Annotated in this window: 31 protein-coding genes and 1 riboswitch; of the genes, 6 read left to right on the top strand and 25 right to left on the bottom strand. The window is 40.1% G+C overall.

Annotation, left to right across the window (positions count from 1 at the left end; all coding sequences use genetic code 11):
• Window positions 1-115 precede the first annotated feature (115 nt).
• Entirely contained in the window at window positions 116-526 is a 411-nt protein-coding gene (locus tag ACFVS1_RS10330) for a CoA-binding protein (RefSeq protein WP_352924791.1), read from the bottom strand.
• 483 nt (window positions 527-1,009) lie between these two features.
• Here ACFVS1_RS10330 and plsY point away from each other — a divergent pair, with 483 nt between their 5' ends.
• Window positions 1,010-1,597, top strand: a complete 588-nt coding sequence (plsY, locus tag ACFVS1_RS10335) for a glycerol-3-phosphate 1-O-acyltransferase PlsY (RefSeq protein ID WP_352924789.1) — start codon at window positions 1,010-1,012, stop codon at window positions 1,595-1,597.
• 42 nt (window positions 1,598-1,639) lie between these two features.
• Here plsY and ACFVS1_RS10340 read toward each other — a convergent pair whose 3' ends face one another.
• A complete protein-coding gene (locus tag ACFVS1_RS10340) occupies window positions 1,640-1,783 on the bottom strand; it encodes a hypothetical protein (RefSeq protein ID WP_352924787.1) in 144 nt (47 codons plus the stop codon).
• A gap of 190 nt (window positions 1,784-1,973) precedes the next feature.
• On the opposite strand from ACFVS1_RS10340, the gene ACFVS1_RS10345 reads away from it, so the two are divergent.
• Complete coding sequence (locus ACFVS1_RS10345) at window positions 1,974-2,123, top strand: YycC family protein (RefSeq protein WP_065310839.1); 150 nt, start codon at window positions 1,974-1,976, stop codon at window positions 2,121-2,123.
• Between the two features lie 226 nt (window positions 2,124-2,349).
• Here ACFVS1_RS10345 and ACFVS1_RS10350 read toward each other — a convergent pair whose 3' ends face one another.
• Entirely contained in the window at window positions 2,350-2,835 is a 486-nt protein-coding gene (locus ACFVS1_RS10350) for an NUDIX hydrolase (protein WP_352924785.1), read from the bottom strand.
• Between the two features lie 91 nt (window positions 2,836-2,926).
• On the opposite strand from ACFVS1_RS10350, the gene ACFVS1_RS10355 reads away from it, so the two are divergent.
• Window positions 2,927-3,223 (top strand): HesB/YadR/YfhF family protein, encoded by a 297-nt coding sequence (locus ACFVS1_RS10355; RefSeq protein WP_241588753.1) that lies wholly within the window; start codon window positions 2,927-2,929, stop codon window positions 3,221-3,223.
• A gap of 37 nt (window positions 3,224-3,260) precedes the next feature.
• Here ACFVS1_RS10355 and ACFVS1_RS10360 read toward each other — a convergent pair whose 3' ends face one another.
• From ACFVS1_RS10360 to acnA, 7 genes are all read right to left on the bottom strand, one after another.
• Window positions 3,261-3,554 (bottom strand): hypothetical protein, encoded by a 294-nt coding sequence (locus ACFVS1_RS10360; RefSeq protein WP_352924782.1) that lies wholly within the window; start codon window positions 3,552-3,554, stop codon window positions 3,261-3,263.
• A 24-nt stretch (window positions 3,555-3,578) separates the two neighbouring features.
• Complete coding sequence (locus tag ACFVS1_RS10365) at window positions 3,579-4,010, bottom strand: acyl-CoA thioesterase (protein ID WP_387547034.1); 432 nt, start codon at window positions 4,008-4,010, stop codon at window positions 3,579-3,581.
• A gap of 158 nt (window positions 4,011-4,168) precedes the next feature.
• A complete protein-coding gene (tlp, locus tag ACFVS1_RS10370) occupies window positions 4,169-4,414 on the bottom strand; it encodes a small acid-soluble spore protein Tlp (RefSeq protein ID WP_352924778.1) in 246 nt (81 codons plus the stop codon).
• 59 nt (window positions 4,415-4,473) lie between these two features.
• Window positions 4,474-4,617 (bottom strand): acid-soluble spore protein N, encoded by a 144-nt coding sequence (locus ACFVS1_RS10375; protein ID WP_048678620.1) that lies wholly within the window; start codon window positions 4,615-4,617, stop codon window positions 4,474-4,476.
• A gap of 131 nt (window positions 4,618-4,748) precedes the next feature.
• On the bottom strand, window positions 4,749-4,877 hold the full coding sequence (locus ACFVS1_RS10380; RefSeq protein WP_072272906.1) for an FbpB family small basic protein: 129 nt from the start codon (window positions 4,875-4,877) through the stop codon (window positions 4,749-4,751).
• 345 nt (window positions 4,878-5,222) lie between these two features.
• The gene (locus ACFVS1_RS10385; RefSeq protein ID WP_352924776.1) at window positions 5,223-5,756 is read right to left on the bottom strand and encodes a TlpA disulfide reductase family protein; all 534 of its coding nucleotides are present in this window, start codon (window positions 5,754-5,756) and stop codon (window positions 5,223-5,225) included.
• A gap of 207 nt (window positions 5,757-5,963) precedes the next feature.
• Window positions 5,964-8,675, bottom strand: a complete 2,712-nt coding sequence (acnA, locus tag ACFVS1_RS10390; protein ID WP_387547039.1) for an aconitate hydratase AcnA — start codon at window positions 8,673-8,675, stop codon at window positions 5,964-5,966.
• A 384-nt stretch (window positions 8,676-9,059) separates the two neighbouring features.
• Between acnA and sspO the strand changes: the two genes are divergently transcribed.
• On the top strand, window positions 9,060-9,212 hold the full coding sequence (gene sspO / locus ACFVS1_RS10395; RefSeq protein ID WP_241588759.1) for a small acid-soluble spore protein O: 153 nt from the start codon (window positions 9,060-9,062) through the stop codon (window positions 9,210-9,212).
• Between the two features lie 139 nt (window positions 9,213-9,351).
• Here the strand turns inward: sspO and ACFVS1_RS10400 are convergent, their stop codons facing one another.
• Window positions 9,352-9,615 (bottom strand): DUF2524 family protein, encoded by a 264-nt coding sequence (locus ACFVS1_RS10400; protein WP_352924772.1) that lies wholly within the window; start codon window positions 9,613-9,615, stop codon window positions 9,352-9,354.
• A 113-nt stretch (window positions 9,616-9,728) separates the two neighbouring features.
• Between ACFVS1_RS10400 and ACFVS1_RS10405 the strand changes: the two genes are divergently transcribed.
• Window positions 9,729-9,872, top strand: a complete 144-nt coding sequence (locus tag ACFVS1_RS10405; RefSeq protein WP_230176398.1) for a small acid-soluble spore protein P — start codon at window positions 9,729-9,731, stop codon at window positions 9,870-9,872.
• A gap of 183 nt (window positions 9,873-10,055) precedes the next feature.
• On the opposite strand, the gene ACFVS1_RS10410 is transcribed toward ACFVS1_RS10405, so the two are convergent.
• The 11 genes from ACFVS1_RS10410 to ACFVS1_RS10460 form a co-directional block, all read right to left on the bottom strand.
• Entirely contained in the window at window positions 10,056-11,075 is a 1,020-nt protein-coding gene (locus tag ACFVS1_RS10410; RefSeq protein ID WP_387547042.1) for a thiazole biosynthesis adenylyltransferase ThiF, read from the bottom strand.
• Window positions 11,072-11,839, bottom strand: coding sequence for a thiazole synthase (locus ACFVS1_RS10415; RefSeq protein WP_063233542.1), 768 nt, complete (start codon window positions 11,837-11,839; stop codon window positions 11,072-11,074). Before ACFVS1_RS10415 ends, ACFVS1_RS10410 begins: the two co-directional genes overlap by 4 nt.
• A gap of 2 nt (window positions 11,840-11,841) precedes the next feature.
• Window positions 11,842-12,045, bottom strand: a complete 204-nt coding sequence (gene thiS, locus ACFVS1_RS10420) for a sulfur carrier protein ThiS (RefSeq protein WP_101221892.1) — start codon at window positions 12,043-12,045, stop codon at window positions 11,842-11,844.
• A 14-nt stretch (window positions 12,046-12,059) separates the two neighbouring features.
• Window positions 12,060-13,184 (bottom strand): glycine oxidase ThiO, encoded by a 1,125-nt coding sequence (gene thiO / locus ACFVS1_RS10425; RefSeq protein WP_352924768.1) that lies wholly within the window; start codon window positions 13,182-13,184, stop codon window positions 12,060-12,062.
• Window position 13,185: 1 nt separating this feature from the next.
• Window positions 13,186-13,797 (bottom strand): DUF561 domain-containing protein, encoded by a 612-nt coding sequence (locus tag ACFVS1_RS10430; protein WP_387547046.1) that lies wholly within the window; start codon window positions 13,795-13,797, stop codon window positions 13,186-13,188.
• A 38-nt stretch (window positions 13,798-13,835) separates the two neighbouring features.
• Window positions 13,836-14,612 carry an energy-coupling factor transporter transmembrane component T family protein gene (locus tag ACFVS1_RS10435; RefSeq protein ID WP_352924764.1) on the bottom strand — a complete coding sequence of 259 codons (777 nt, stop codon included), beginning with the start codon at window positions 14,610-14,612 and terminating at the stop codon, window positions 13,836-13,838.
• Window positions 14,613-16,076 (bottom strand): ABC transporter ATP-binding protein, encoded by a 1,464-nt coding sequence (locus ACFVS1_RS10440; RefSeq protein WP_387547049.1) that lies wholly within the window; start codon window positions 16,074-16,076, stop codon window positions 14,613-14,615.
• A gap of 12 nt (window positions 16,077-16,088) precedes the next feature.
• On the bottom strand, window positions 16,089-16,673 hold the full coding sequence (locus tag ACFVS1_RS10445; RefSeq protein ID WP_230176404.1) for an ECF transporter S component: 585 nt from the start codon (window positions 16,671-16,673) through the stop codon (window positions 16,089-16,091).
• A 14-nt stretch (window positions 16,674-16,687) separates the two neighbouring features.
• Window positions 16,688-17,371, bottom strand: coding sequence for a thiaminase II (gene tenA, locus ACFVS1_RS10450; protein ID WP_387547052.1), 684 nt, complete (start codon window positions 17,369-17,371; stop codon window positions 16,688-16,690).
• Window positions 17,372-17,507: 136 nt separating this feature from the next.
• Window positions 17,508-17,637: riboswitch (TPP riboswitch) on the bottom strand.
• 135 nt (window positions 17,638-17,772) lie between these two features.
• The gene (locus ACFVS1_RS10455) at window positions 17,773-18,108 is read right to left on the bottom strand and encodes an SDR family oxidoreductase (RefSeq protein ID WP_387549286.1); all 336 of its coding nucleotides are present in this window, start codon (window positions 18,106-18,108) and stop codon (window positions 17,773-17,775) included.
• A 30-nt stretch (window positions 18,109-18,138) separates the two neighbouring features.
• Window positions 18,139-18,432, bottom strand: a complete 294-nt coding sequence (locus tag ACFVS1_RS10460; RefSeq protein WP_387547054.1) for an AMP-binding protein — start codon at window positions 18,430-18,432, stop codon at window positions 18,139-18,141.
• 440 nt (window positions 18,433-18,872) lie between these two features.
• Between ACFVS1_RS10460 and ACFVS1_RS10465 the strand changes: the two genes are divergently transcribed.
• Window positions 18,873-19,658, top strand: a complete 786-nt coding sequence (locus tag ACFVS1_RS10465) for a protein kinase domain-containing protein (RefSeq protein ID WP_387547057.1) — start codon at window positions 18,873-18,875, stop codon at window positions 19,656-19,658.
• Here the strand turns inward: ACFVS1_RS10465 and ACFVS1_RS10470 are convergent.
• The 3 genes from ACFVS1_RS10470 to ACFVS1_RS10480 form a co-directional block, all read right to left on the bottom strand.
• Window positions 19,655-19,819, bottom strand: coding sequence for a hypothetical protein (locus ACFVS1_RS10470; RefSeq protein ID WP_170974019.1), 165 nt, complete (start codon window positions 19,817-19,819; stop codon window positions 19,655-19,657). The two genes, ACFVS1_RS10465 and ACFVS1_RS10470, sit on opposite strands and share 4 nt — an antisense overlap.
• Window positions 19,820-20,107: 288 nt before the next feature.
• A complete protein-coding gene (locus ACFVS1_RS10475) occupies window positions 20,108-20,380 on the bottom strand; it encodes an HU family DNA-binding protein (protein WP_063233522.1) in 273 nt (90 codons plus the stop codon).
• A gap of 167 nt (window positions 20,381-20,547) precedes the next feature.
• Window positions 20,548-22,065, bottom strand: a complete 1,518-nt coding sequence (locus ACFVS1_RS10480) for a cobyric acid synthase (RefSeq protein ID WP_387547061.1) — start codon at window positions 22,063-22,065, stop codon at window positions 20,548-20,550.
• Between the last annotated feature and the right edge of the window lie 6 nt (window positions 22,066-22,071).

Below are 22,071 nucleotides of genomic sequence, written 5' to 3' on the forward strand. Positions count from 1 at the left end.
ATTATTTTAATGAAATTAAGCTTTAATGGATAAAATTTTCGCTGCATTTTAGTGTATCTCCGGGTTGAGATACAGAAATACCTTAAAAAAAGAGCGGAAGTTCCGCTCTTCATTTTTACTTAGTAAGGGCGTGTTCGACTTTTATGCATCGATTCATGATGACAGTATATCCTTTTTCTTTCAAAAAATTATACGCTTCTTCATTTTCCACCCCTAGCTGCGCCCAAAAGATATCTGCATCGATTTCAGCAAATTCCTTGGCTATCTCAGGAAGGAACTCTGAACGGCGGAAAACATTGACGATATCGACGTGCCCTTCAATATCTTTCAGGGCTTTAACTGCCTTCACACCCAGCACTTCAGATACGGCAGGGTTTACCGGGATGATTTCATAACCGCTATCCTGCATGGCCTTCGACACCATATATGAAGTGCGCTCAGGGTTATCAGATAGACCAACGACAGCGATGCGCTTCGAATTTTTCAACATTTTTCCCATTTCTGCTCTGCTTGGATTTTCTATCATTCTTTTTCAATCCCCTTTATAATAAAATGTAATATTTGAATAAAGAGTATTCCTTAACAAGCGTATTTTACGGATTACCATTATTAAGAAAAACCATTATACAAGAAATAATAGGTTTCGAAAAGGCATGACTCACTTAACTGCCTTTATGTTCTTACAGACTACCACGTATAGTAGCAATTTATACAAGGAGGCATCCTTCATTTTATATTTACGAAAATAAGGAAGCCTAAACCTTTTTCCCTACATGAACTTAACGTATATCAAAAGATGTAAGTTCATCAAGGAAAATTCATTTTTTTAATGGATTTTTTTTGGACAGCCGTACCATTTTGTCACGAAAATGTTACAATAAGAGAAGCTTAACAGGCATTTTAAGGCTGTTTTTGGCTATTTCAACACGTTTACTTTTGAAAAGGGAAACAATCGTCCCTTGAACGTGATAAAAAAAGAAGATTTTTTCTTAAAAGAAAGGGAAATAGAATGCTTACATTTATCACTATACTGGCTGCCTACCTGATCGGTTCGATTCCTTCCGGTTTAATAATTGGTAAAACATTTTACAAAATCGACATCCGGGAGCATGGCAGTAAAAATCTGGGCGGGACAAATACCTTCAGGACACTTGGTGTCAAGGCAGGACTAACTGTTACCATCATGGATATACTTAAGGGTACCCTAGCAACTTTCCTGCCGCATATTCTAGGCGTGGACATGCATTTATTGCTAGCCGGAGTTATTGCGGTCATCGGTCATATGTTTCCCATTTTTGCAAACTTTCGGGGCGGAAAAGCGGTGGCAACTTCTGCGGGTGTCATTCTTGCTTATGAACCATGGTTTTTTGTCTTTGCCGTCATCATTTTCTTTATATCCTTATACATATCCAAATATGTCTCGCTTTCATCCATGATTGCTTGTTTGCTTGCTCTCATCTACAGTTTAGTTTTTCATATTGATGACACGGCGCTCATTATTGTAATCAGTATAATAACGATCTTCATTTTTTACCGGCATCGCGCAAACATCAAGCGGATTATCGATAAAACTGAACCGAAGGTAAAGTGGTTGTAATACACACCATATCCAAGTGAAAATAGGCCCGTATGCATGGGCCTATTTTACTTTCCACCATTCATTTGCCGTGTTATTCAGGATACCGGGACTCGAAACCTTTTCAATAGTGTTACCGATTTCCTGGATGATTGACACTGATCCCTGGATTGTCATTGTCATTTCCATTTCTGCAGAATCCATCATTTATTTTATTCTGGACTTCATGTAATTCTTTTGTCAAGGTAAAAGGACCTATATCATTTCCACATTAACTTCAAATTGAAAGAATGGTTTGGTATTCGTTCAATGGAGAAATGGTCAAATAAGGATTGAATAATAGTGGAACAGAGGCTACACTGTAACTAGTTATTACATATCGATAGGAGAAAATGCCATGAAGCCATTGCAAATATCACCAGAAACCGCATTAAAGTTATCCAAGTCACTAAACTTGCCTTTAGAGCAAATCATGCATATGCCTACACCTGTTTTGCTGAGAAAGCTTGCCGAGGCTGAAGCAAAAGAAAAAGGAAATACAAAATAGCTGCAGGAATCTGCAGCTATTTTAGTGAATACAATACTTCTATGTGTGCAAAACGACCTTAATTTCGTCGCATAAATAGTTTTTCTTTTCGGTCCCCTATGGAATCCTCCCAGTTACTAATTAAATACTCTTGCCTTATAAATCGGGATATGACCTAATGTATCTGCTACTTAGTTATATTTAGCTTAGGAATCAAAAAAAGCAAAAAACCGCACATGGGCGGTTTTCAATTGAAAGTCAATTCTTTTGCCCAATCAGGCAATGGCCTTTTTTTGACTGATATTAATTGTTCATTTTCATAGGTACAGACAAATTCTTGTGGTGGTTCATCCTGTAATATATCTTTTAGGTAATACTTTATATGGGACACAACATCACTTGCCTCCATAACCCATTGATACGGCTTCCAGGCAAGTTCCCCTTCATCACAGGCAGATAGCCCGCCCCCTGCATCTTCAGCTCTGTAAACATACATTCCACCCGTTTGATTCCAAGTCACGATCCCCCGAAAGGCCATCCCCCTTACTTTCAATCCAGTTTCTTCAAAAATTTCGCGTTCCATCGATTCATCGATGGTTTCACCTTGATCTATCTTCCCGCCTATACCATTCCATTTATGCTTATTGGGATTCTTTTGGCGAAATAGCATCAACACTTCGACTTCATTGAATTTTTTTCGCGTTATGAAACAAATATTATAGATAATATCCATGGGTTATTTCCTTTCTTGAACGCACATTATTCGCATCTACTTCATAATTACTTTATACTTAAATAACGAACCTCTAGGAAGGAGAATGAGTATGAAACTGACCATTTCCGATCAAGCAGCTAAGTGGTATATGGATGAGCTGGGGCTTCAAGAAGGCTCTCATTTACGCTTTTATGTAAGATATGGCGGGCATAGTACCGTCCAAAGCGGCTTTTCTTTAGGTATCATGCAGGAAGAACCTGAAACTGCAGCAGCCGCAACAACTATGAATGAGATTAATTTTTATGTAGAAGAAAAAGATTTATGGTACTTTGATGGTCATGATTTACTTATTACTTTTAATGAAAAACTGACTGAACCAGAATTTCACTATGAAAAGAGTGTTTGACAATAAAGCAGCGGTGTAAACTGCTGTTTTTTCTTGTTCAATCGAGCAGACGCTCTTTAATATTTTCCGCCCTAAGAATTTCCGCTTGCTTTTCCCCTAAAAGATCGAAATGTGAATAACCATCCTTCCTGTGATGAATCCACTCTTTTTTAAGCCCGTATTGCTTACCCCACTCCGATAAAAGCCGTAAATCTTTGCATCCGACTTTTGTAACCGTCTTGCAGCCGGGAAATCGGTCATCCAGCCAATAATGTGTCAAAAAAGCTATTTGGCCTTGATCGATTTTCTGCTTCCACGCTACTACGTCTACCCGTTTTATCCCAAAAGCCATTTTTGATCACCTCAATCATTATAATTAAATTAAATCATCCTGTTTTTTATTTTTCTCATAGGCCTCATGCCATTCTGGATACATGCGTTTAATGGATATCGGGCGGAAGCTCTCCCTTTTAACGCAAACGTGGGAAGAATGACCTGTAGCTGCCACTTCATTTTTCCCATTAACGATCTCATACCCATAAACGACCCGCAAGCCGTCATATTTTTCAATCCAGGTTTTAACTTTTACCTTATCGCCATATCTAACAGGGGTTTTATACGAAGCCTGAATATCCATAACAGGCGAGAGGATACCATCCGCTTCCATATCAGCATAATAAAACCCTAAATCATTTATCAATTTTGTCCTGCCCAGTTCCATCCATATAAAATAATTCGCATGGTAAACAACACCCATTTGATCTGTCTCTGCATACCGCACTTCAATTTCGTTTTCAGCTATGAACATTTTGTTTCCCCGCTTTCATTTCTATTGCAATAAACATTTTACCATAACAATTGTGCAAATTTCATTTAAGCTGTCTTAATCTGGACTGTATCCCTTCGATGAACCTAAATAAAAGAGGAGAAAGATTTCTCGCGTCTTTCTCCCCTTCCCTTATTTGATTACATATTATCGTTACTATAACCGCTTTCCCGTGCTTCCTGCTCATCTTGCATTTCTTCCTTCATACCATCGATGCTCTTTCTTCTTCGTTCATTTTTAGCCTCAATTGCCTGTTTCTCCACACCTGAAGAGAATGATAACGTTTCATTTGCAGCGGTCATGTTCTCTTCCGTATTTTCTATTGCATCTTGAATTTTTTCAACATTATCCAAACGATTATCCGGATTGTGCTTATTTGTGCCCATTAATTTCACCTCATGTTTTTATTTACATAATATTATTACGATTACTTTATTAGCTTAGATTACTCGCCTTTTGTTTGAATGACCTGAGCATGTTTGCCTGATTTGTCCTGCATTTTCTTACCGTTATTCCCACCCGCTGCTATTGGTTGTGTCCCTTGATGGCTCGGTCTAAAGTGTTTTGAATCTTTTTTTGGATTACCCATTCTTATCGCCTCCTTCTCTTATCATGGATAAAAAAGAGGAAATTCATGAATGCCAGTTTTTGAAAAAGCCATGAAAAAAGAGCCATTACCTTGAAGGGACCTTCATGGCACTGGCTCATTTTAAGCAAAAGCTATTCAGCCTTTTGCATATGTTTTTTTTCAAGACGTTCCTCAAGTCTTTCCATTTGCTTAACGTCCATCAATAATTCCCTTTTGTTTTCTTTAATTAATTCTTCAAATGTCCTTTTTCTTTTTTTCATGCTTTTCACCTACTTATTTTTAATATAATTTTCAGTATTGCCAAATTAACGTAAAATTATGACTATATGGTTCGCATCCCTTAAATTATCATAATTATCAGATTTTTATTCTGATTAAAATTCCATTTATCCGCTCTCTATACTTTAACCCTTTTTCCATGAACATTAACCATAATTTTTTAAATTTTTTGATTTTCCCATTAAAGTTTGACAACTTTGTTAACATACAATAAAACGGAACCTCATAAAGGTTCCGTCAAAACGTAATCAAAATATTCTTTGTTTTCAGAACCCTCTAACTGCCGCCAAATTTCCTAGCCACAAGTATTTAGCTGGGTTTTTCCCCTACTGCATACTATTTATATTTCGTTCCATATCTTTTAATTGCATGGCTGAAATGACCTTATTCCTGATGATGCCTTCTTTGTCAATGAAATAAGTGGTCGGTATGCTAAGAATCTTGTAGCGCTCATTCACTGGATTTTTTGCACTTTGACTGTCCAGCGGAATGGTAAAAGTAATTCCATTGTCCTCTACAAAAGCTTGTACATCATTTTCAGGGTCAATATTGACGGCAAGTACGACGACATCATCACCCGCTTGCTGTGTATATTTCTCCATATCCGGCATTTCTTTCTTGCAAGGCGGACACCACGTTGCCCAAAAATTCAGCATGACCTTTTTGCCCTTGTAATCGGATAATTCAACTTGTTTCCCATCTAAAGTTTTCAGGGAGAAATTCGGAGCTTTAGCTCCTATTTTCAATCCGCCTAGAGCATCATTTTCGTCATTTTCCTTTGAGTCATTATCCATCGCCTGCACGATCGCTACAGTAATAAGTGATAGTAAGGCCACCGAAGCAATAATTTTTTTAAGCATACTCGTCCCCCTAGTCCCATTACAACAAAAGTATTAGTCCATTTCCAGAAATAGAACAACTTCCCTATTCCATCTTAACAATAAAAGGACCTGCGGAAAAGTGCAATTCCTTTAAATCATAACATGATGTCACATTGTTTCATAAACTTGACACAAAAAAAAGCGGTAAACCTGATAAATAGGTTTACCGCTTCCTAAAAGCTGAAATTAGCCTTTTAATTTATTACGTAATACCATTTGAAGGATACCACCGTGACGGTAGTAGTCGATTTCGATTTCGGAATCGAAACGAACAAGTACATCAAATTCTTTTACGTTTCCAGCTTCATCAGTAGCTGTAACTGTTACGATATCACGCGGTTTAACTGTTTCGTCGATTTTAACTGCGATCGCTTCTTTACCAGTCAATCCAAGTGTTTCAGCGTTTTCGCCTTCTTTGAATTGAAGTGGAAGAACACCCATTAATGCAAGGTTTGAACGGTGAATACGTTCAAAGCTTTCAGCGATGACTGTTTTGATGCCAAGAAGGTTAGTACCTTTCGCAGCCCAGTCACGAGAGCTTCCCATACCATAGTCTTTACCAGCGATGACTGCAAGACCTGTTCCATCAGCTTTGTATTTCATACAAGCATCATAGATAGCCATTACATCGCCAGTTGGCCAGTAAGTTGTGTATCCACCTTCTGTACCTGGAGCAACTTGGTTACGGATACGGATGTTTGCGAACGTTCCGCGCATCATCGCTTCATGGTTACCACGACGAGAACCGTAAGAGTTAAAGTCACGCGGTTTCACACCGTTTTCACGAAGATAGATACCAGCTGGTGTATCTTTACCGATTGCACCTGCAGGAGAAATGTGGTCAGTTGTAACTGAGTCACCGAATTTACCAACTACACGCAAGCCGGAAAGTGGGTTAACTGAACCCGGTTCTGGTGATAATCCTTCAAAGAATGGAGGATTTTGAATGTATGTTGATTTAGAATCGAAAGCATAAATCGCTTCGTTGCTTGTTTGGATTTCATTCCAACGTTTGTTATCGTTGAATACTGTTTCGTATTCTTTACGGAATAATTCCGGTGTAACCGTTGCTTTAACAGCAGCGTTAACTTCTTCTTGTGATGGCCAGATATCAGCAAGATATACATCGTTACCATCTTTGTCTTTACCAAGTGAATCATTGTTTAGATCGAAGTCCACAGTACCAGCAAGTGCATATGCAACAACCAAAGTTGGAGAAGCAAGATAGTTTGCTTTCACTAGTGGATGAATACGACCTTCAAAGTTACGGTTACCAGAAAGCACTGAAGTTACTAGAAGATCTGCTTCAGCAACTGCTGCTTCGATTTCGTCAGCCAATGGACCTGAGTTACCGATACATGTTGTACAGCCGTAACCAACTACGTTGAATCCTAATTGATCAAGGTATGGTTGAAGACCTGCATCACGAAGGTAACCAGTAACAACTTTAGAACCTGGTGCCAATGATGTTTTTACATAATCCGGAACAGTCAAGCCTTTTTCAACTGCTTTTTTAGCAATAAGACCTGCTCCAAGCATTACGTACGGGTTAGAAGTGTTCGTACAGCTTGTGATTGCAGCAATTGCAATCGCACCTGTTTTCATTACCGTTTCTTTGCCATCGGCAAATTTAACAGTTACTTCTTTATCCAATTCAGAATTGTCCATGCCAAAACCTTGGTTGCCCATAGGTGCATTGATCGCGTCATGGAAAGATTTTTTCATTTGAGAAAGTGGAATCAAATCTTGCGGGCGTTTAGGGCCTGAAAGGTTTGGTTCAATTGCTGAAAGGTCGATTTCCACAACATCATTGTATGCTGGGTCTTCGTTTTCAGGAGAGTAGAACAATCCATTTTCTTTGCAGTATGATTCAACCACTTTAATTTGTTTTTCATCACGGCCTGTTAAGCGCATGTAATCGATAGCTTCTGCATCAACAGGGAAGAAACCAACTGTAGCACCGTATTCAGGAGCCATGTTAGCGATTGTTGCACGGTCAGCAAGTGGAAGGTATCCTACTCCTGGGCCGTAGAACTCAACGAATTTACCAACTACGCCGTGTGCACGAAGAACCTGTGTTACTTTCAATGCAAGGTCAGTAGCTGTTGTACCTTTAGGAAGTTGACCAGTCAGTTTAACACCAACAACTTTTGGAACTGGGAAGTAAGATGGCTGTCCAAGCATTCCTGCTTCTGCTTCGATACCGCCGACACCCCAACCAAGAACACCAATACCGTTGATCATTGTAGTATGTGAATCTGTACCGAAAACAGAATCAGGGAATACTTCGAAGTCGCCGTTTGGAGTTTCAACAGCATGAACAACGTTCGCAAGGTACTCTAAGTTAACTTGGTGAACGATACCCGTTGCCGGTGGAACTGCACGATAGTTGTTGAATGATTTTTGAGCCCAGCTTAGGAACTGGTAACGCTCTGCATTACGTTCGAATTCAAGATCCATATTGGCATCAAGGGAATCCATCGTACCTGCTTTATCAACTTGTACAGAGTGGTCAATTACAAGGTCAACCGGGATTTCCGGGTTGATTTTGTCAGGATCTCCACCAAGAGCTGCGAAAGCATTACGTAAAGAAGCTAAATCAACAACAACTGGAACACCAGTGAAATCTTGTAGGATTACACGTGATGGCTTGAACGGAACATCTATATCTTGTTGCTCGCTTGTTCCCCATTTAGCAAGGTTCGCAACGTGTTCTTTAGTGATTACTCTTCCGTCTACTTGGCGAAGTACCGCTTCAAGTAATACTTTAATGGAGTATGGAAGGCGTGATACTTTGCCATCCCCTGCTTGTTCAATAGCGTCTAGGCTGTAGTAGTTGTAGCGTTTCCCTTCAATTTCAAAGGACTTACGCGCTTGGTATACGTCATTTTTCGTCATGAATATTACCCCCTATTAAACTGTCAGAACGTATTCTGCACATAAAAGTAAAACCTGGTTCACTGAAACCATGTTTACTATAAATATAAGTAAAAAAGTTAGTTTGTCGAATTTTCTCTCTCTTCTCCCACCCTAACTCTTCCTTCAACTTAATACTAATATAGAAATGAGTATAAGTAAATAACAAGAAAGTTATTGTTTTTGATAAGTTTCTCTTATAGAAAAAAATCCCCCACATATTAAAGTGCATTTAGGAAGCCTTGCTGATATGATTTTTATTGAAATACCCGTATTTACGGCCTGATAAATTATTCCAGTAAAACATATTAGTACTTCATACATAATCATTCGACATTATCGCATTCTATGGGTGGAGGTGTCGAAATGACAAAACAAAAGGCAAATCATGTTATACCGGGTATGAATGCTGCAAAAGCGCAAGGTAATGGAGCCGGATACAATGATGAAATGGGAAATGAACCGCCATTATCGGAAATGCAAAGGCAAAACAATAAAAAAAGAAAGAAAAACCAATGATTTCCTTCATTTCTAGGCTTTAAACAGGATAGGCTTTTTGAAAGGGCAGTTGACTGCATTTTTCAAAAAGCCTATTCCATTCTAAAATCAGGAAACGCAGAAGTAAAGTGCATGAACTCAGGATGATGGAACCTGTCACTCAATAGTCCTCTGAATTGACCTCATTGACGATTGCCTGAATATCCTGTTCGAATTTTTTCAATTGTTCTTTCTGATGTTCGGAAGCGGTGACTAAAGCAGATTGTATTTGCTGATAGGCCTCGTTCACTTCCTGCTTCACATGTTTCAATTCCGTTCCGTAATTCGGTTCGTTCTTCTCAATGGATGAGTATACATCAAATACTTGCTGATAACTTTGCTGGGCTTCCTGGAAAGTCCTTCGCTTATCTTGTTTATCCTGCATTTGGTTCAGCTCCTTATTTAGTGTCCATCCATAGCATGTACGAGGTTTGCAAATATATGTATGTGAATAAAATTTCACGGACTGATTATCTTAAGAGATAGGAGGGATCGCACATGAACAAAAACGATGGTAAAGATATTCGAAAAAATGCACCTAAAGGAAATAACTCAGGTCAACCTGCACCGTTAAGCGGTTCTCATAAGGTGAAAAACCGACAGCACTCCCGTCAGAAGCATAATAGCAGTCATGATATGTAGACTGCTTAAATAAACGTTCCAAAACAAAGCGGTGCCGCCCCAAAAAGGCAGACACCGCTTTCGTTTTATATTTGTGCAGCAAATAAATCACATGGAAAATGTTCGATTCCTTCCTATTATAAGGGCTTCTTTTTTTGTCACTCCTTCACAGTTTAAACGTGAATTTCAAGTTCGCCATTCATTTCAGCCAATATAACGATGATATAACGTTTTAGCCTCTGCAATATCTTTTGTTCCATGAATCAATGCCCTTCCGTCTTTGAAAACGACCAACCTATGGTTTCCGGTAGTAAATGAAAGTAAATAAGGATTCCTGACGATCTTACCACCTTGTGCGAGAAGATTTTTTTCAAGTTCCGCTAAGTCTCGTTCAAGCTTCATTGCCGGCCGAATCTGGACAGAATCCCTTCCGCATAAAACGGCTGTTTTTGTTCGATTTGAATAAGAGAGGTGTGGATACGTTCGATTTGACCCGCATGACAAACAGTTATCTTTTTTTAATTGCGCTACATTTATGGATGAATGTTCATTTTTCCAAAGATCAAACGAAACGATTTTGTTTCTTAGCGATGCATGATCTTCGACAAGGATTTTCAATGCTTCCGTCAGTTGATGGGCAACGACCATTTGAACAGCAGGGTTGATGATTCCCGCCGTATCACATGTCAGTCCCCCCATTGGAACCGTTTCCAGCAAACAATTCAAACATGGGGTCTCCTCTGGGATCACCGTGTAACTTATCCCATAACTCCCTACACAGGCCCCGTAAATCCAAGGTATTTTATATTTTATCGCAGTATCGTTTATAAGCATCCTGGTATCGAAATTATCTGTGGCATCCAATATTAAATCCACGCCTTCAACCAGCTTCTCCAGTTCATCAACCGAAACATCCGCCACATGCGATTTTACGATAACGTCCGAATTTAGCACATTCAAACGATTCTTCGCTGCCACTGCTTTCGGTATTCTTTTTTGTGCATCATCTTCACAATAAAGCTGTTGTCTTTGAAGGTTACTCCACTCTACATAATCTCTGTCCACAATGGTAAGTTTCCCAATTCCGGCACGTACAAGACCTTCCGCATTTCCCGTACCGAGAGCACCTGCTCCAATCACCAAAACGTGTTTTTTGCAAATTTTCAATTGCCCTTCTTCTCCTATAGGGCCAAAAAGTTCTTGACGTGAATAACGTTCACTCATCCAATGCTCAATCCTTCAACTGGGCTGCTTGCTATTGCATAATCATTTTTTTCGATTCTTCCTGCTTCATACCCTAATCGACCTGCCTCAATGGCAAGTTTCATTGCTTTCGCCATTTTGACTGGGTCTTTTGCTCCCGAAACAGCAGTGTTTAGCAATACGCCATCCGCCCCTAATTCCATGGCGATTGCCGCATCGGAGGGCGTCCCAATCCCTGCATCAACAATTACTGGAACCTCTGATTGTTCCATGATGAATCGTAAGTTCAGTGGGTTTATAATGCCTTGACCAGAGCCAATTGGTGAAGCTCCAGGCATGATTGCATGGCACCCCACTTCTTCCAGGCGTTTAGCGAGCAACACATCATCCGAAGTATAGGGTAATACGGTGAATCCCAATTTCACTAATTCTTCAGCAGCTTTCAATGTTTCAATCGGATCAGGCAGCAGTGTTTTTTGGCAGCCAATGACTTCTACCTTTATCATGTCACATAATCCAGATGCCTTTGCAAGGTGGGCTATGCGCACTGCTTCCTTGGCAGTTTTAGCTCCTGCAGTATTGGGAAGGAGTGTGTATTTTTTCAAATCAAGCTTTTCTAAAAAATTGGGCTGACTTGCTTCAAAAATATTCATTCTCCGGACCGCAAATGTTAATATTTCCGTCTCCGAAACCTCCACTGATTGCTTTTGAACATCGAAATTTGGATATTTTCCAGTACCTAATAATAATCTTGAAGAAAATTCATAAGAACCAATCTTTAACATAATCATCCTCCTCCTACAAAATGTACAATCTCTACCTTGTCTCCATTAGACAAAAGTGTTTCACTTAAACTTTCTTTTGCTAATATTTCATCATTCAATTCAACAATCACTACTTTTTGATGTAAATTAAAGTGTTGCAAAAGTCCTGTAACTGTTGATTCATCAGCAGGAATCCGTATTTTTTCGCCGTTAATGACCAATTCCAATTCAACCACCTCCATTAAGATAAAAGGGTCTGTATCGAACGGTCCAATCGAAAAGCGGACCATTCGGGATTTATCTTCCTTTCCAAAATATCCGCTATAAGTACACCTGTAATTGGGGAAAGCAGGATGCCATTCCTGTAGTGCCCCGTTGCAATGAAAAGTCCTTTGCATGCCGGATGTTCACCAAAGTACGGCAAGCCGTCCCCAGTTTGTGGGCGTATACCTGCCCATGTCTTTTCCAATTCGGTTCCTTTAATCGCCGGAAGCAATTGCGTTGCTCTTTCTATTAATGTAGAAATCCCGTCAAGACTTACCTTTTGATCGAAAGTGCCCGCCTTAACCGTTGCCCCGACAATGATTCTTCCGCCAACTTTGGGCACAAGATAACAGCCATGCGAGAAGATCGTTTTTCCAAGCAATGGACGATCGGTCAGGACTGAAAAGCACTCTCCCTTTACAGGATAACTGTCGAGTTTCACCCCTGATTTTTCAAGGAGGAAAGCACTCCAAGCTCCACCTGCCACGATGACATTTCCACTTAAAAATGCACCTATGTTCGTCACCACTCCCGTTACACATCCGTTTTCCGTAACTAAGTCGGAGACATGAACAAATTCCTTTATATCTACACCAAGGGCAGCGGCAGATTCAGTAAAAGCGAGTGACAGCCTAGTGGCTGAAACTTGTCCATCCTTCGGAATGAACATGGCTCCCTTAATCTCATCTGATAGAAGCGGTTCCGTTTTCCTTATTTCGGCAGTCGAAAGCCACTCAGCCTCAAGTCCCGCATCTTGCTGGACTCTGATCATGTTTTTCAACTCGGCTACCTGATCATTCGTTAGTGCCACCTTAAACATGCCCTTGTTCACTAATTCGATGTCTATTCCACTTATGTCCTTTAATTCTTCCGACAGTGCAGGAAACATCTCCCTGCTTCGGCTTGCCAATGTAAAAAGCGGATGATCAGCATCTAACTCGGCTTGTGCCCCTAACATCCCGGCTGCAGCACTAGATGCTTTGCTGGCCAGTCTATCTTTTTCCAATAAGAGGACCTTTTTACCTCGTTTGGCTAATTGAAAAGCAACGGATCCGCCTATTACTCCTCCCCCAACAATGATTGCATCATATATGGAATTCATCTTAAGTCTCCTTTCCCAAAGACTTCGAATATTCTTTAACGGCTTCAATCGGATTTTTTGCTTCAAGGACACCTGACATGACCGCAATTCCACATGCCCCCGCATCCAGCACGACTTGGCAATTGAAAGGGGTTATTCCGCCTATCGCAATTATCGGAAGATTGACATTTCTTGAGATTGCATGAAGCTCCTCAACTCCCCTAGGAGGAAGGCCGATTTTTGAATCCGTTTCAAAAACATGTCCATAAATCGCGTAATCGGCCCCTTTGCTGAATGCGGCATTCGCTTCATCCATGGAATGGATCGAACAGCCAACATTCATCCCTGGAAAAGCTCCTTTTACAACTCCCGCATCTAAACTATGAAAAGCCAATTGCACACCAAATACTTTGTGTACCCAAGCTACATCCACCCGGTCATTAAGGATGATCTTAGAAAGCGGAATCTTATTATCATGTAGTAAGGTCACTGCTCGATAAAGTTCCGATGCACTCATATGCTTTTCCCTTAGATAAAAGAAATCAACATGTTCCTGAATGCTTGAAGCGATTTCCACAAACTTTTCAATTGGCTGTTTCCCAGTAGAAATAATATGCAATTCATGTGCATTCATACTAAGGACCCCTAACAAGTAAAGTTACAATCATAAAATCAAATAGAAACTAACGGGAATTGAATCGACAGATAAAAGCCGGCCAACAACAGGATGATAAAATACAAAATGAAACCATGGTCCTTTTTGGAAAAACCGAATTCATAATAGAATGTTCGATCCCGTGTATCTGTAAATCGCTTTGCCTCCATCGCAACCGCGATACGGTGAGCACGTCTGATGCTTCCGGATAACAACGGGATGGAATAGGCTTTCATTTTAAAATATAACGCTTTTATCCCTCTTCCCCTTTCAAAGCCGCGTACCTTCATCGCGTTTCGTATCGTTTGGAACTCCTCCATCATGATGGGAATCAGCCTTAATGCCGCCATGAAACTATAGGCATATTTCGGTTTAAGCTTAACTTGCTGCATTAACGAATAAAACAGGTTCACTGGTCTCGTCGTTAAGGAAAAAGTTAAACCAAGGACCCCAAAGAACAAAGCTCGAAAGCCTACCAATAATCCCCTCATGAAACTTTCTTCCGTAATCGATATAAGGCCCCACTCAAACCAAAGCGTCTCACCTTGCCCGAATAGTATCATTGCAGAAGAGGTGGATATAAAAATGAAACAAAAGGGAATCGACAAAAGTAAGATGCGTTTTATCGAATGTCCGGTAAAAAACAAAAATAAAAGTAATACGCCAAAGGTGATATTCATCATATAATTCAGGTCATGAATGAATAACGCCACGATGCATAACACAATCAGTACACCAAGTTTAAGGCTTGGATTAATTTTATGGAGCCATGTTTCTGCATTTGAATCATTCATCTACATGACACTCCTTTTACCTTTGGTCTTCACAAATCCTGATTGCGCAATGTTTTGATCAGATATTACGTTTCCATCCTTAACCGTCCAGATCCTAGTTGCAAAGTTTTTTGAAATATGATCGTCATGAGTCACCATGATCACTGTTATTCCGCGCCTTCGATATTCCTCAAACCATACCAGTAATGCAAAGGTATTTTTCGAATCTTGGCCAAAGGTTGGTTCATCGAGGAGAATGATTTTTTTGTCTATTACGATTGAGGCGGCTACGCTTAATCGACGCTTTTGACCCATTGATAATTGAAACGGATGTTTATCCCGATGTGCCTCCAGGCGGAACACTTTAAGCAATGAGCGGACTCTCTCATCTATTTCTTGCTGCGGCCTTTTATCAATTCGCAATGAATAAGCAATCTCTTCATATACAGTATTTGCAACGAACTGAAACTCAGGATTTTGAAAGACAAACGTCATATGATCCGTTGGATTTTTCACCCTTTTAATGGGTGTTCCCAATAATTCATATTTACCATTCGTTTTTATGAACTGCATCAATGCATGCAAAAGCGTACTCTTCCCCGCGCCATTTTCACCCCTGACTACAATCCATTCCCCTGAATGTACCATCAGCTCATCAACCTTGATTTTTTCCTCTTTATTTCGAAAACCGCTAAAGCCTTGCACATCCATAAGGAGTGAGCCATCTATAAAGGGGTGTTCCCGAATCGGTGCATACTTCTGTAGATATTCATCCCAAACACCCGGGAACCAAATTCCATGTTCTTTCATTTCATTTTTATATAGTGAAAGAATGGTGTCTCTTGGACCATCAGCTATGATTTGACCGTCACCGTTAAAAAGCACGATTCTTTCGATGAATTCTAAAACATGGTCAATTTTATGCTCGACGATAATAACCGTTTTGTCTCTTCCGACTTCCTTTAACAATTCCCAGATTTCTTTCGTTCCTTCGGGATCAAGCATGGCGGTTGGTTCATCTAAAAATATCACTTCTGGTTCAAGGGCCAATACTGAAGCGATTGCCAGACGCTGTTTCATCCCGCCTGATAATGTTTCAATACTTGTATGGCCCAGGTTCAATCCTACTTTACGGAAATGATTTTGAATCTTCTCTTTCATTTCTTCTTTCGGGACGGAAAGATTCTCTAGGACGAAGGCAATTTCCTCATCGGCAAATGGCATGCAAAACTGACTATCAGGGTCTTGAAAAACATACCCCCATGAAGAAGGGCATTTCAATTTCTCCGTTTTCATCGGTACTTCGATGGAATTCGGAATCAATCCGCTTAACACTTGTAAAAGAGTCGACTTACCACATCCTGACGGTCCCAACAAAAGCACTTTTTCTCCCTGATCAAACGATAGTGATAGGTCCTTGAATATCAAAGATTCATCACCGGGAAATTTCATTCTTAACTTTTCAACAGAAACGATTGGTTCCATGGCCCTCAACCTCTACTTTTGATCCAGTTCTGCATAATCTTTATTTGAAACCGGACGCACAAGATTAGTTACGCCTGTTGCTTCCAGGACTTTAACTAGATAATAAGCGGTAACACCTGCAAAGAATATGGAACCCACAAACCTCGCTATCATGAATAACGATAGATTCCAAGTAGAAAGCGCACCTATTTCCCCGTATGCAAAATCCATGATAACTGATGCCAGGCAGGAAGCTATCGCAGCTAAAACGGCCACCGGCATATTGAATTTTTTATATTTGAACGCCATGAACACCAGTTCCGCGAACAAACCTTGTACCACCCCATATAAAAGTACGGTCAGCCCCCATGGTGAACCAAGAAAGAACTCCCCGGAAGCTGCTGCTATCTCCGCCAAAAGTGCCACACCCGGTTTCCGTAAAATTAAAAAGGCGACGGGGCCGGCTATAAACCACATTCCATAAATAAGTTGATCCAAATGTAATCCTAACGGTTTAACGGAATAATAAATCGAACCCCAAAGGATATAAACGATTCCAAATGCTACCGCAATCACGATCGTTACCAATATGTCCGTTAATTTCAATCCTTTTTTCATTGTTTCATTCCCCTTTATACTTCTAGTGTTTCCTTATGCACAGGCCATGTCTCTAAACGATAAGCCATTTCCCAAAATGAGTATTCATATTGGCTGCTGAGGATAAAATGCTCTTTCATTCGTTCCTTATCTTCGTCTGTCACTTTTTCAGCAATTTCATCAAGCCTCGCAATTTGTTCTTCCACCAACGTGCGGAACCACTCCCCTCCGTAAGCCGCTATCCATTCTTGATAAATCGGCTCTTCGGGCAGGCACCCTTGCAGTCTTTCACCTATTTCGTAATACAGCCAGTAACACGGCAAGATAGCTGCAATAACATCCCCTAAATGTCCCGAATAAGCCGCACGATACATATGGGAAGTATAAGCATAAGCAGTCGGGGCAGGTTTGAAATTATCCCGTTCTTCTTTTGTGATGCCTAATCTCTCAGAAAAATTCTCATGAAGCTTCAACTCCGCTTCATATGTTCCTTGTGCATGGCCGGCAAGCCTGCTTGTTGTATGTAAATCAGTAGCTTTAACTGCCCCTAAAGCTTGAACTCTAGCAAAATGAGATAAATAATAGGCATCTTGCATGACATAAAAACGAAAACTCTCCAATGGCAATGTGCCATCTCCTATTCCTGCAACAAACGGGTGATTAAAACTAGCTTCCCAAATATGATCAGCTTCCTGACGGATTTCCTCTGAAAACTTCATGTCCATTACCCCCAAATGATATTTTTTAAGAAAATTCACGAATATAAACCTTTTATCACCCCTATTTTTTGCAAACAAAAAACCACTTTCTTAAACGTAAAGAAAGTGGTTGTACTTGAAATAATACAGAAACGTATTGTTCCAGACCCCACTTCCCTACGCTGGTATAAACCAGATCAGGTTCTAAGGGTCTTAAAGTCATACTTTAATCTCAGCTTCTGCGGTAAAAATCAACTTTCACCTATAAAGCACCCCTAGTGGTACAAATTGTATATTAAATTTCATTTGCCTTTATATTAACACGATAAATCCAATTGTCAAACGTATTAGAAAAAGTTTTCAACTTAATGATTTATGGTTACTAACCTTTCAATCTTGCATAACACCCTTACCATGATCGTTTAAACCATTGTTAATCCACCATTTACGGAAAGTGTTTGCCCCGTAATATATCCTGCATCTTCCGAAACGAAATAGGCAACAGCACTAGCAATGTCCTCTGGCTGTGCAAGCCGGCGGAATGGAATCGCTTTTTCCAAGGCGCCTGCTATACCTTCATTATAAGAGCCTATTTCTTGAAATAGGGGCGTATTAGCAGGACCTGGCGCAATACAATTGATGTTGAGTTTGTGACGTGCCATTTCTCTTGCTATCGTTTTTGTGAAGGCAATCACCCCTCCCTTTGCAGCCGAATAAACTGCCTCTCCACTTGATCCTACTCTAGCTGCAAGGAATATTTGAGCATTTTTAGCGCAGTAGGACTCTTATCAAGGATCCCCCTTACCCAATCCTATATGCAAGAGACCCAATGCGATTCGATCGACCAACTTACCAAGCTGCTTGTAAGTAAAACTACTTTTTTTATCGATAATCGCTATCTTATCTGGATGCTTGACATGATCACCAGCATCATTCTCTTTCCATGGTTTGCAATCCATCCAGGCAACACTTCCATTAGAAACCCCCTTGTTATCGCAGTCGATTTCAAGTGTTCCCTGGATGCTGCCCGCAAATTTCCAAGCAATGGATCCCTGTTCAATGGTAAAAGATTTTTCTTTCATGCCAGTTCAGGCTTTTGCTTTTTTATGAATTGACAATTAAGTAAGCGGAGGATCCAAGGAAACCCAATCAAACCAACGCTCTATCGGAACTCCTGTCGGGAATGTACCAAAGCAATTTCTCAACTCGCGCCCATCCAACTTGTCACCTCCTACTCTTTGATTATGATTTCATTATAGTTAACTTAAAAATTTTATTATTGCTCAAATTTCATAATATGAAATTACGAAAATTTTTTTTTGCTTTTTTCATTGGCAAAAATCATTACGATAGGCATATGATCCATATTTTATTAATCATCTTATAAAAGAACTCCCCGAAGTAAAGACTTTCATTACCGCATGATCAAAAATCAATGTTAAACTATCCATGTTCAGTTCATCAAAATGGTTATATGTGTGCTTGATTCAAATAAATGAAAGTGGTGAGGGAAGTTTCAATTTTGCGTTCCTTTAGAAAGTTTTACCAATTGATTGTGGATATTCCTTTAAAAAAGAGTGTGGTTTTGAATGACCGCTATGAGGTAAAGGCTGTAATCGGTACAGGAAGCTACGGTATTGTTTATCGTTGCAATGATTTGAAAATGAATGAAAATATAGTGATCAAGCAGCTCCGGAAAAGTAAACGAAGCAGCAAAAAAGAGCTACAACAGTTTGATAATGAAATCTCCATATTACGAATGTTAAACCACAAAAACATCCCCAAATTTCACGAGAAATTTTCATATGAAGGAAATGTTTATTTTGTGATGGATTTCATAGAAGGAGATAATTTGGAAGACCATATTTTCTTGAATCATAGAACATTCAATGAGAAAGAGTCTCTATTTTTTCTGGATGAGCTGGTCGGTTTAGTATCTTATCTACATGACCATGGCATTTTCCATCAAGATTTACGTATACCAAATATTTTACTAAAGAACAATCAGCCCATTTTGATAGACTTTGGTTTGTCTAAAATGTTCAATTCAGCGGATTTTACTAATGAATCCACGCTGCAGCTGAAAAGGCAGGATTTTTACGACTTGGGGGAAATACTTCTATATGTACTTTATACGACGTACGCCTCCAAAAGTAAAAAAACTCTTCCTTGGACAGAAGAGCTTTCGTTGGAAAAAGAAACCGTGCATGTACTGAAAAGGTTATTAAGCATCCAAGAACCTTATTCAGATATTAAAGAAATCTCAATGGACCTGCAGGATGCATTGGAGTCTAAGAAATTGAATTAACTGCTACTGCCGCGCCCTTTTCTCTTGTAGCGGTCACTTCCACTCATGGGATACCTTTTGTAGCCTCGGCTGCTGCTGCTGCCTCGGCGATAATGACCATGTCTTCGCTCACTGCTGCCTTGGGAAAGCTGTTTGATTTTTTTCATTATTTTCTTCAGCATATCTTTCACCTCTTTTATATTGGTTTTACAACTTGTTATTACTTAGCCTAACATAGACACAGTATAAACCTTACTAATAAGTACTATAATTTTTTTCAATTATGTTACATTCCATTACCGCTTCATGAAGTGGGCTTCTCTCATTGTTGATCATGAGAACTCCCTATATTCCTTCGTTAGATGATGGCACAAATAAATAAAAATGATTTTTTTTCTTCTTCGAAGCGCATGACAGTAAACAAAAAAACCTGGCGAATATTGCATCGCCAGGTTCTTTTCGTTACTCTTTTATTTTACAGCTTCTTTTAATTCTTTACCTGCTTTAAAAGCGGGTACTTTACTAGCTGCAATTTGAATTTCTTCACCAGTTTGCGGGTTTCTTCCTGTACGGGCAGCGCGGTCACGCACTTCAAATGTACCAAAACCAACTAATTGGATTTTTTCTTCTTTAGCAAGTGTAGCCGTGATTGTTTCAAACAATGCGTCCACTACTTTTTTTGCGTCGTCTTTTGTCAGTTCAGCTTGTGCTGCAACACTGCTCACTAATTCTGTTTTATTCATATGAACACCTCATCCTCTTATTTTGTATAAAGTATGTAGAGTAGACAACATAACATATCTTGTATGCCTCTGTCACTTAAAATGGCTAAATAAAAGGAATTATCGCTCTAAATTGATCTTTTTTCAAGCTAAAAGGGCTATGATCAACATTAACCGAATGACCCTTTTCAACTTTCTGCAGTTTCCAGCTGCAGCCATTGATAGATCGTATCCATATCAATGTTTTCCTCCAAATGGGAAGCCAAGAGATTGTAAGCTTCCTCCCTGCGCTCCGAGTCGCTTTGGACGTTCTCCTTCACCTCTTCCAACCCCTTGTTCCGTCGAATTTGGTTAACAAGTAATCTAGTGAACAAGCGATTATGGAATATCCCATGAAGATATGTTCCCATTACCTTGCTGTCATTGGAAATGGCTCCATCCTCTCTTCCATCCTTCAATAAAAGAAAGGGCCTTGCTTGTGACTTCAATGTCGTTCTGCCTAAATGGATTTCGAAACCGTTAAGATTCATTTGACCTTCCACTATCCCGGCAGAAAGGACACCTTCCATTTGTACCGTTTTCTTTTCTGCTTGAAAAATGGTTTCCACCGGAAGAAGCGAAAGCCCTTCCGCGTTCACACCGTCACCCTCGACCGCGTCGGGATCAAAAAGTTTTGTCCCTAGCATTTGAAAACCGCCGCATATGCCAAATATCATCGTTCCACGTTTCCGCAATTCATCGATGGCCCGATCCAATCCCATACGTTTCAACCACTCTAAATCTTCCATCGTGTTTTTTGTACCCGGCAAGATTAGCAGATCGGGATTACCTAACTCATGGACAGTGCTTACCAGGCGGACACCTACTCCGGGTTCATCAAAAAAAGGATCTACATCTGTAAAATTGGAGATCCGCGGAAATCTCAAGACGGCAACATCGATCGGAAACTCAGCCTTTTTAGGTTTTTTAAAACGTAAGGAAGATAGGGCAAGTGAATCTTCCGCTTCAATATTCACGTCTAGATAGGGCAGCACCCCGAGAACCGGAATCCCGGTTTCCTTTTCCAACCATTCAATGCCATCGTCCAATAATTCACGCATGCCACGAAATTTATTGATGATGATGCCCTTTACACTATCTCGTTCATCTTGATCCAATAGGGCAAGTGTCCCGATAATGGATGCAAATACTCCGCCACGATCAATATCGGCCACTAAAATGACAGCCGCATCCGTGAGTTTAGCCATTCGCATATTCGCTATATCCCGGTCCTTCAGGTTAATTTCAGCCGGACTTCCTGCCCCTTCGAGTACGATGATGTCATAGTCTTCTTGAAGTTTTTCGACCGATTTACGGATGATGGGCATGGCTTCCTGGACAAATTGGGACCGATAGCTTTTTGCATTCATATCAAGAAAATGCTTTCCGTGCACGATGACTTCCGAAACCATATCCTGCTTCGGTTTCAGTAATATCGGATTCATATCGGTCGTTGCCGTGATCCGTGCTGCTTCCGCCTGAACTCCCTGAGCCCGTCCGATTTCACCGCCATCCAAGGTTACATAAGAATTCAAAGCCATGTTTTGTGATTTGAATGGGACGACACGTAATCCTTTATTGGAAAATACCCGGCAAAATGCGGTACAAATCAAACTTTTCCCTACATCAGACGACGTCCCTTGTATCATGATGGATCGTGCCTTCATTACGCT

This window comes from Peribacillus sp. NPDC058075 (assembly GCF_042885195.1).
Taxonomy (GTDB): domain Bacteria; phylum Bacillota; class Bacilli; order Bacillales; family DSM-1321; genus Peribacillus.

Bases quoted from the DNA above. Each gene is read 5' to 3' on its own strand.
- ACFVS1_RS10330 (WP_352924791.1), bottom strand. From the start codon at position 526: ATGATAGAAAATCCAAGCAGAGCAGAAATGGGAAAAATGTTGAAAAAT.
- plsY (WP_352924789.1), top strand. From the start codon at position 1,010: ATGCTTACATTTATCACTATACTGGCTGCCTACCTGATCGGTTCGATT.
- ACFVS1_RS10340 (WP_352924787.1), bottom strand. From the start codon at position 1,783: ATGATGGATTCTGCAGAAATGGAAATGACAATGACAATCCAGGGATCA.
- ACFVS1_RS10345 (WP_065310839.1), top strand. From the start codon at position 1,974: ATGAAGCCATTGCAAATATCACCAGAAACCGCATTAAAGTTATCCAAG.
- ACFVS1_RS10350 (WP_352924785.1), bottom strand. From the start codon at position 2,835: ATGGATATTATCTATAATATTTGTTTCATAACGCGAAAAAAATTCAAT.
- ACFVS1_RS10355 (WP_241588753.1), top strand. From the start codon at position 2,927: ATGAAACTGACCATTTCCGATCAAGCAGCTAAGTGGTATATGGATGAG.
- ACFVS1_RS10360 (WP_352924782.1), bottom strand. From the start codon at position 3,554: ATGGCTTTTGGGATAAAACGGGTAGACGTAGTAGCGTGGAAGCAGAAA.
- ACFVS1_RS10365 (WP_387547034.1), bottom strand. From the start codon at position 4,010: ATGTTCATAGCTGAAAACGAAATTGAAGTGCGGTATGCAGAGACAGAT.
- tlp (WP_352924778.1), bottom strand. From the start codon at position 4,414: ATGGGCACAAATAAGCACAATCCGGATAATCGTTTGGATAATGTTGAA.
- ACFVS1_RS10375 (WP_048678620.1), bottom strand. From the start codon at position 4,617: ATGGGTAATCCAAAAAAAGATTCAAAACACTTTAGACCGAGCCATCAA.
- ACFVS1_RS10380 (WP_072272906.1), bottom strand. From the start codon at position 4,877: ATGAAAAAAAGAAAAAGGACATTTGAAGAATTAATTAAAGAAAACAAA.
- ACFVS1_RS10385 (WP_352924776.1), bottom strand. From the start codon at position 5,756: ATGCTTAAAAAAATTATTGCTTCGGTGGCCTTACTATCACTTATTACT.
- acnA (WP_387547039.1), bottom strand. From the start codon at position 8,675: ATGACGAAAAATGACGTATACCAAGCGCGTAAGTCCTTTGAAATTGAA.
- sspO (WP_241588759.1), top strand. From the start codon at position 9,060: ATGACAAAACAAAAGGCAAATCATGTTATACCGGGTATGAATGCTGCA.
- ACFVS1_RS10400 (WP_352924772.1), bottom strand. From the start codon at position 9,615: ATGCAGGATAAACAAGATAAGCGAAGGACTTTCCAGGAAGCCCAGCAA.
- ACFVS1_RS10405 (WP_230176398.1), top strand. From the start codon at position 9,729: ATGAACAAAAACGATGGTAAAGATATTCGAAAAAATGCACCTAAAGGA.
- ACFVS1_RS10410 (WP_387547042.1), bottom strand. From the start codon at position 11,075: ATGAGTGAACGTTATTCACGTCAAGAACTTTTTGGCCCTATAGGAGAA.
- ACFVS1_RS10415 (WP_063233542.1), bottom strand. From the start codon at position 11,839: ATGTTAAAGATTGGTTCTTATGAATTTTCTTCAAGATTATTATTAGGT.
- thiO (WP_352924768.1), bottom strand. From the start codon at position 13,184: ATGAATTCCATATATGATGCAATCATTGTTGGGGGAGGAGTAATAGGC.
- ACFVS1_RS10430 (WP_387547046.1), bottom strand. From the start codon at position 13,797: ATGAATGCACATGAATTGCATATTATTTCTACTGGGAAACAGCCAATT.
- ACFVS1_RS10435 (WP_352924764.1), bottom strand. From the start codon at position 14,612: ATGAATGATTCAAATGCAGAAACATGGCTCCATAAAATTAATCCAAGC.
- ACFVS1_RS10440 (WP_387547049.1), bottom strand. From the start codon at position 16,076: ATGGAACCAATCGTTTCTGTTGAAAAGTTAAGAATGAAATTTCCCGGT.
- ACFVS1_RS10445 (WP_230176404.1), bottom strand. From the start codon at position 16,673: ATGAAAAAAGGATTGAAATTAACGGACATATTGGTAACGATCGTGATT.
- tenA (WP_387547052.1), bottom strand. From the start codon at position 17,371: ATGAAGTTTTCAGAGGAAATCCGTCAGGAAGCTGATCATATTTGGGAA.
- ACFVS1_RS10460 (WP_387547054.1), bottom strand. From the start codon at position 18,432: ATGAAAGAAAAATCTTTTACCATTGAACAGGGATCCATTGCTTGGAAA.
- ACFVS1_RS10470 (WP_170974019.1), bottom strand. From the start codon at position 19,819: ATGCTGAAGAAAATAATGAAAAAAATCAAACAGCTTTCCCAAGGCAGC.
- ACFVS1_RS10475 (WP_063233522.1), bottom strand. From the start codon at position 20,380: ATGAATAAAACAGAATTAGTGAGCAGTGTTGCAGCACAAGCTGAACTG.
- ACFVS1_RS10480 (WP_387547061.1), bottom strand. From the start codon at position 22,065: ATGAAGGCACGATCCATCATGATACAAGGGACGTCGTCTGATGTAGGG.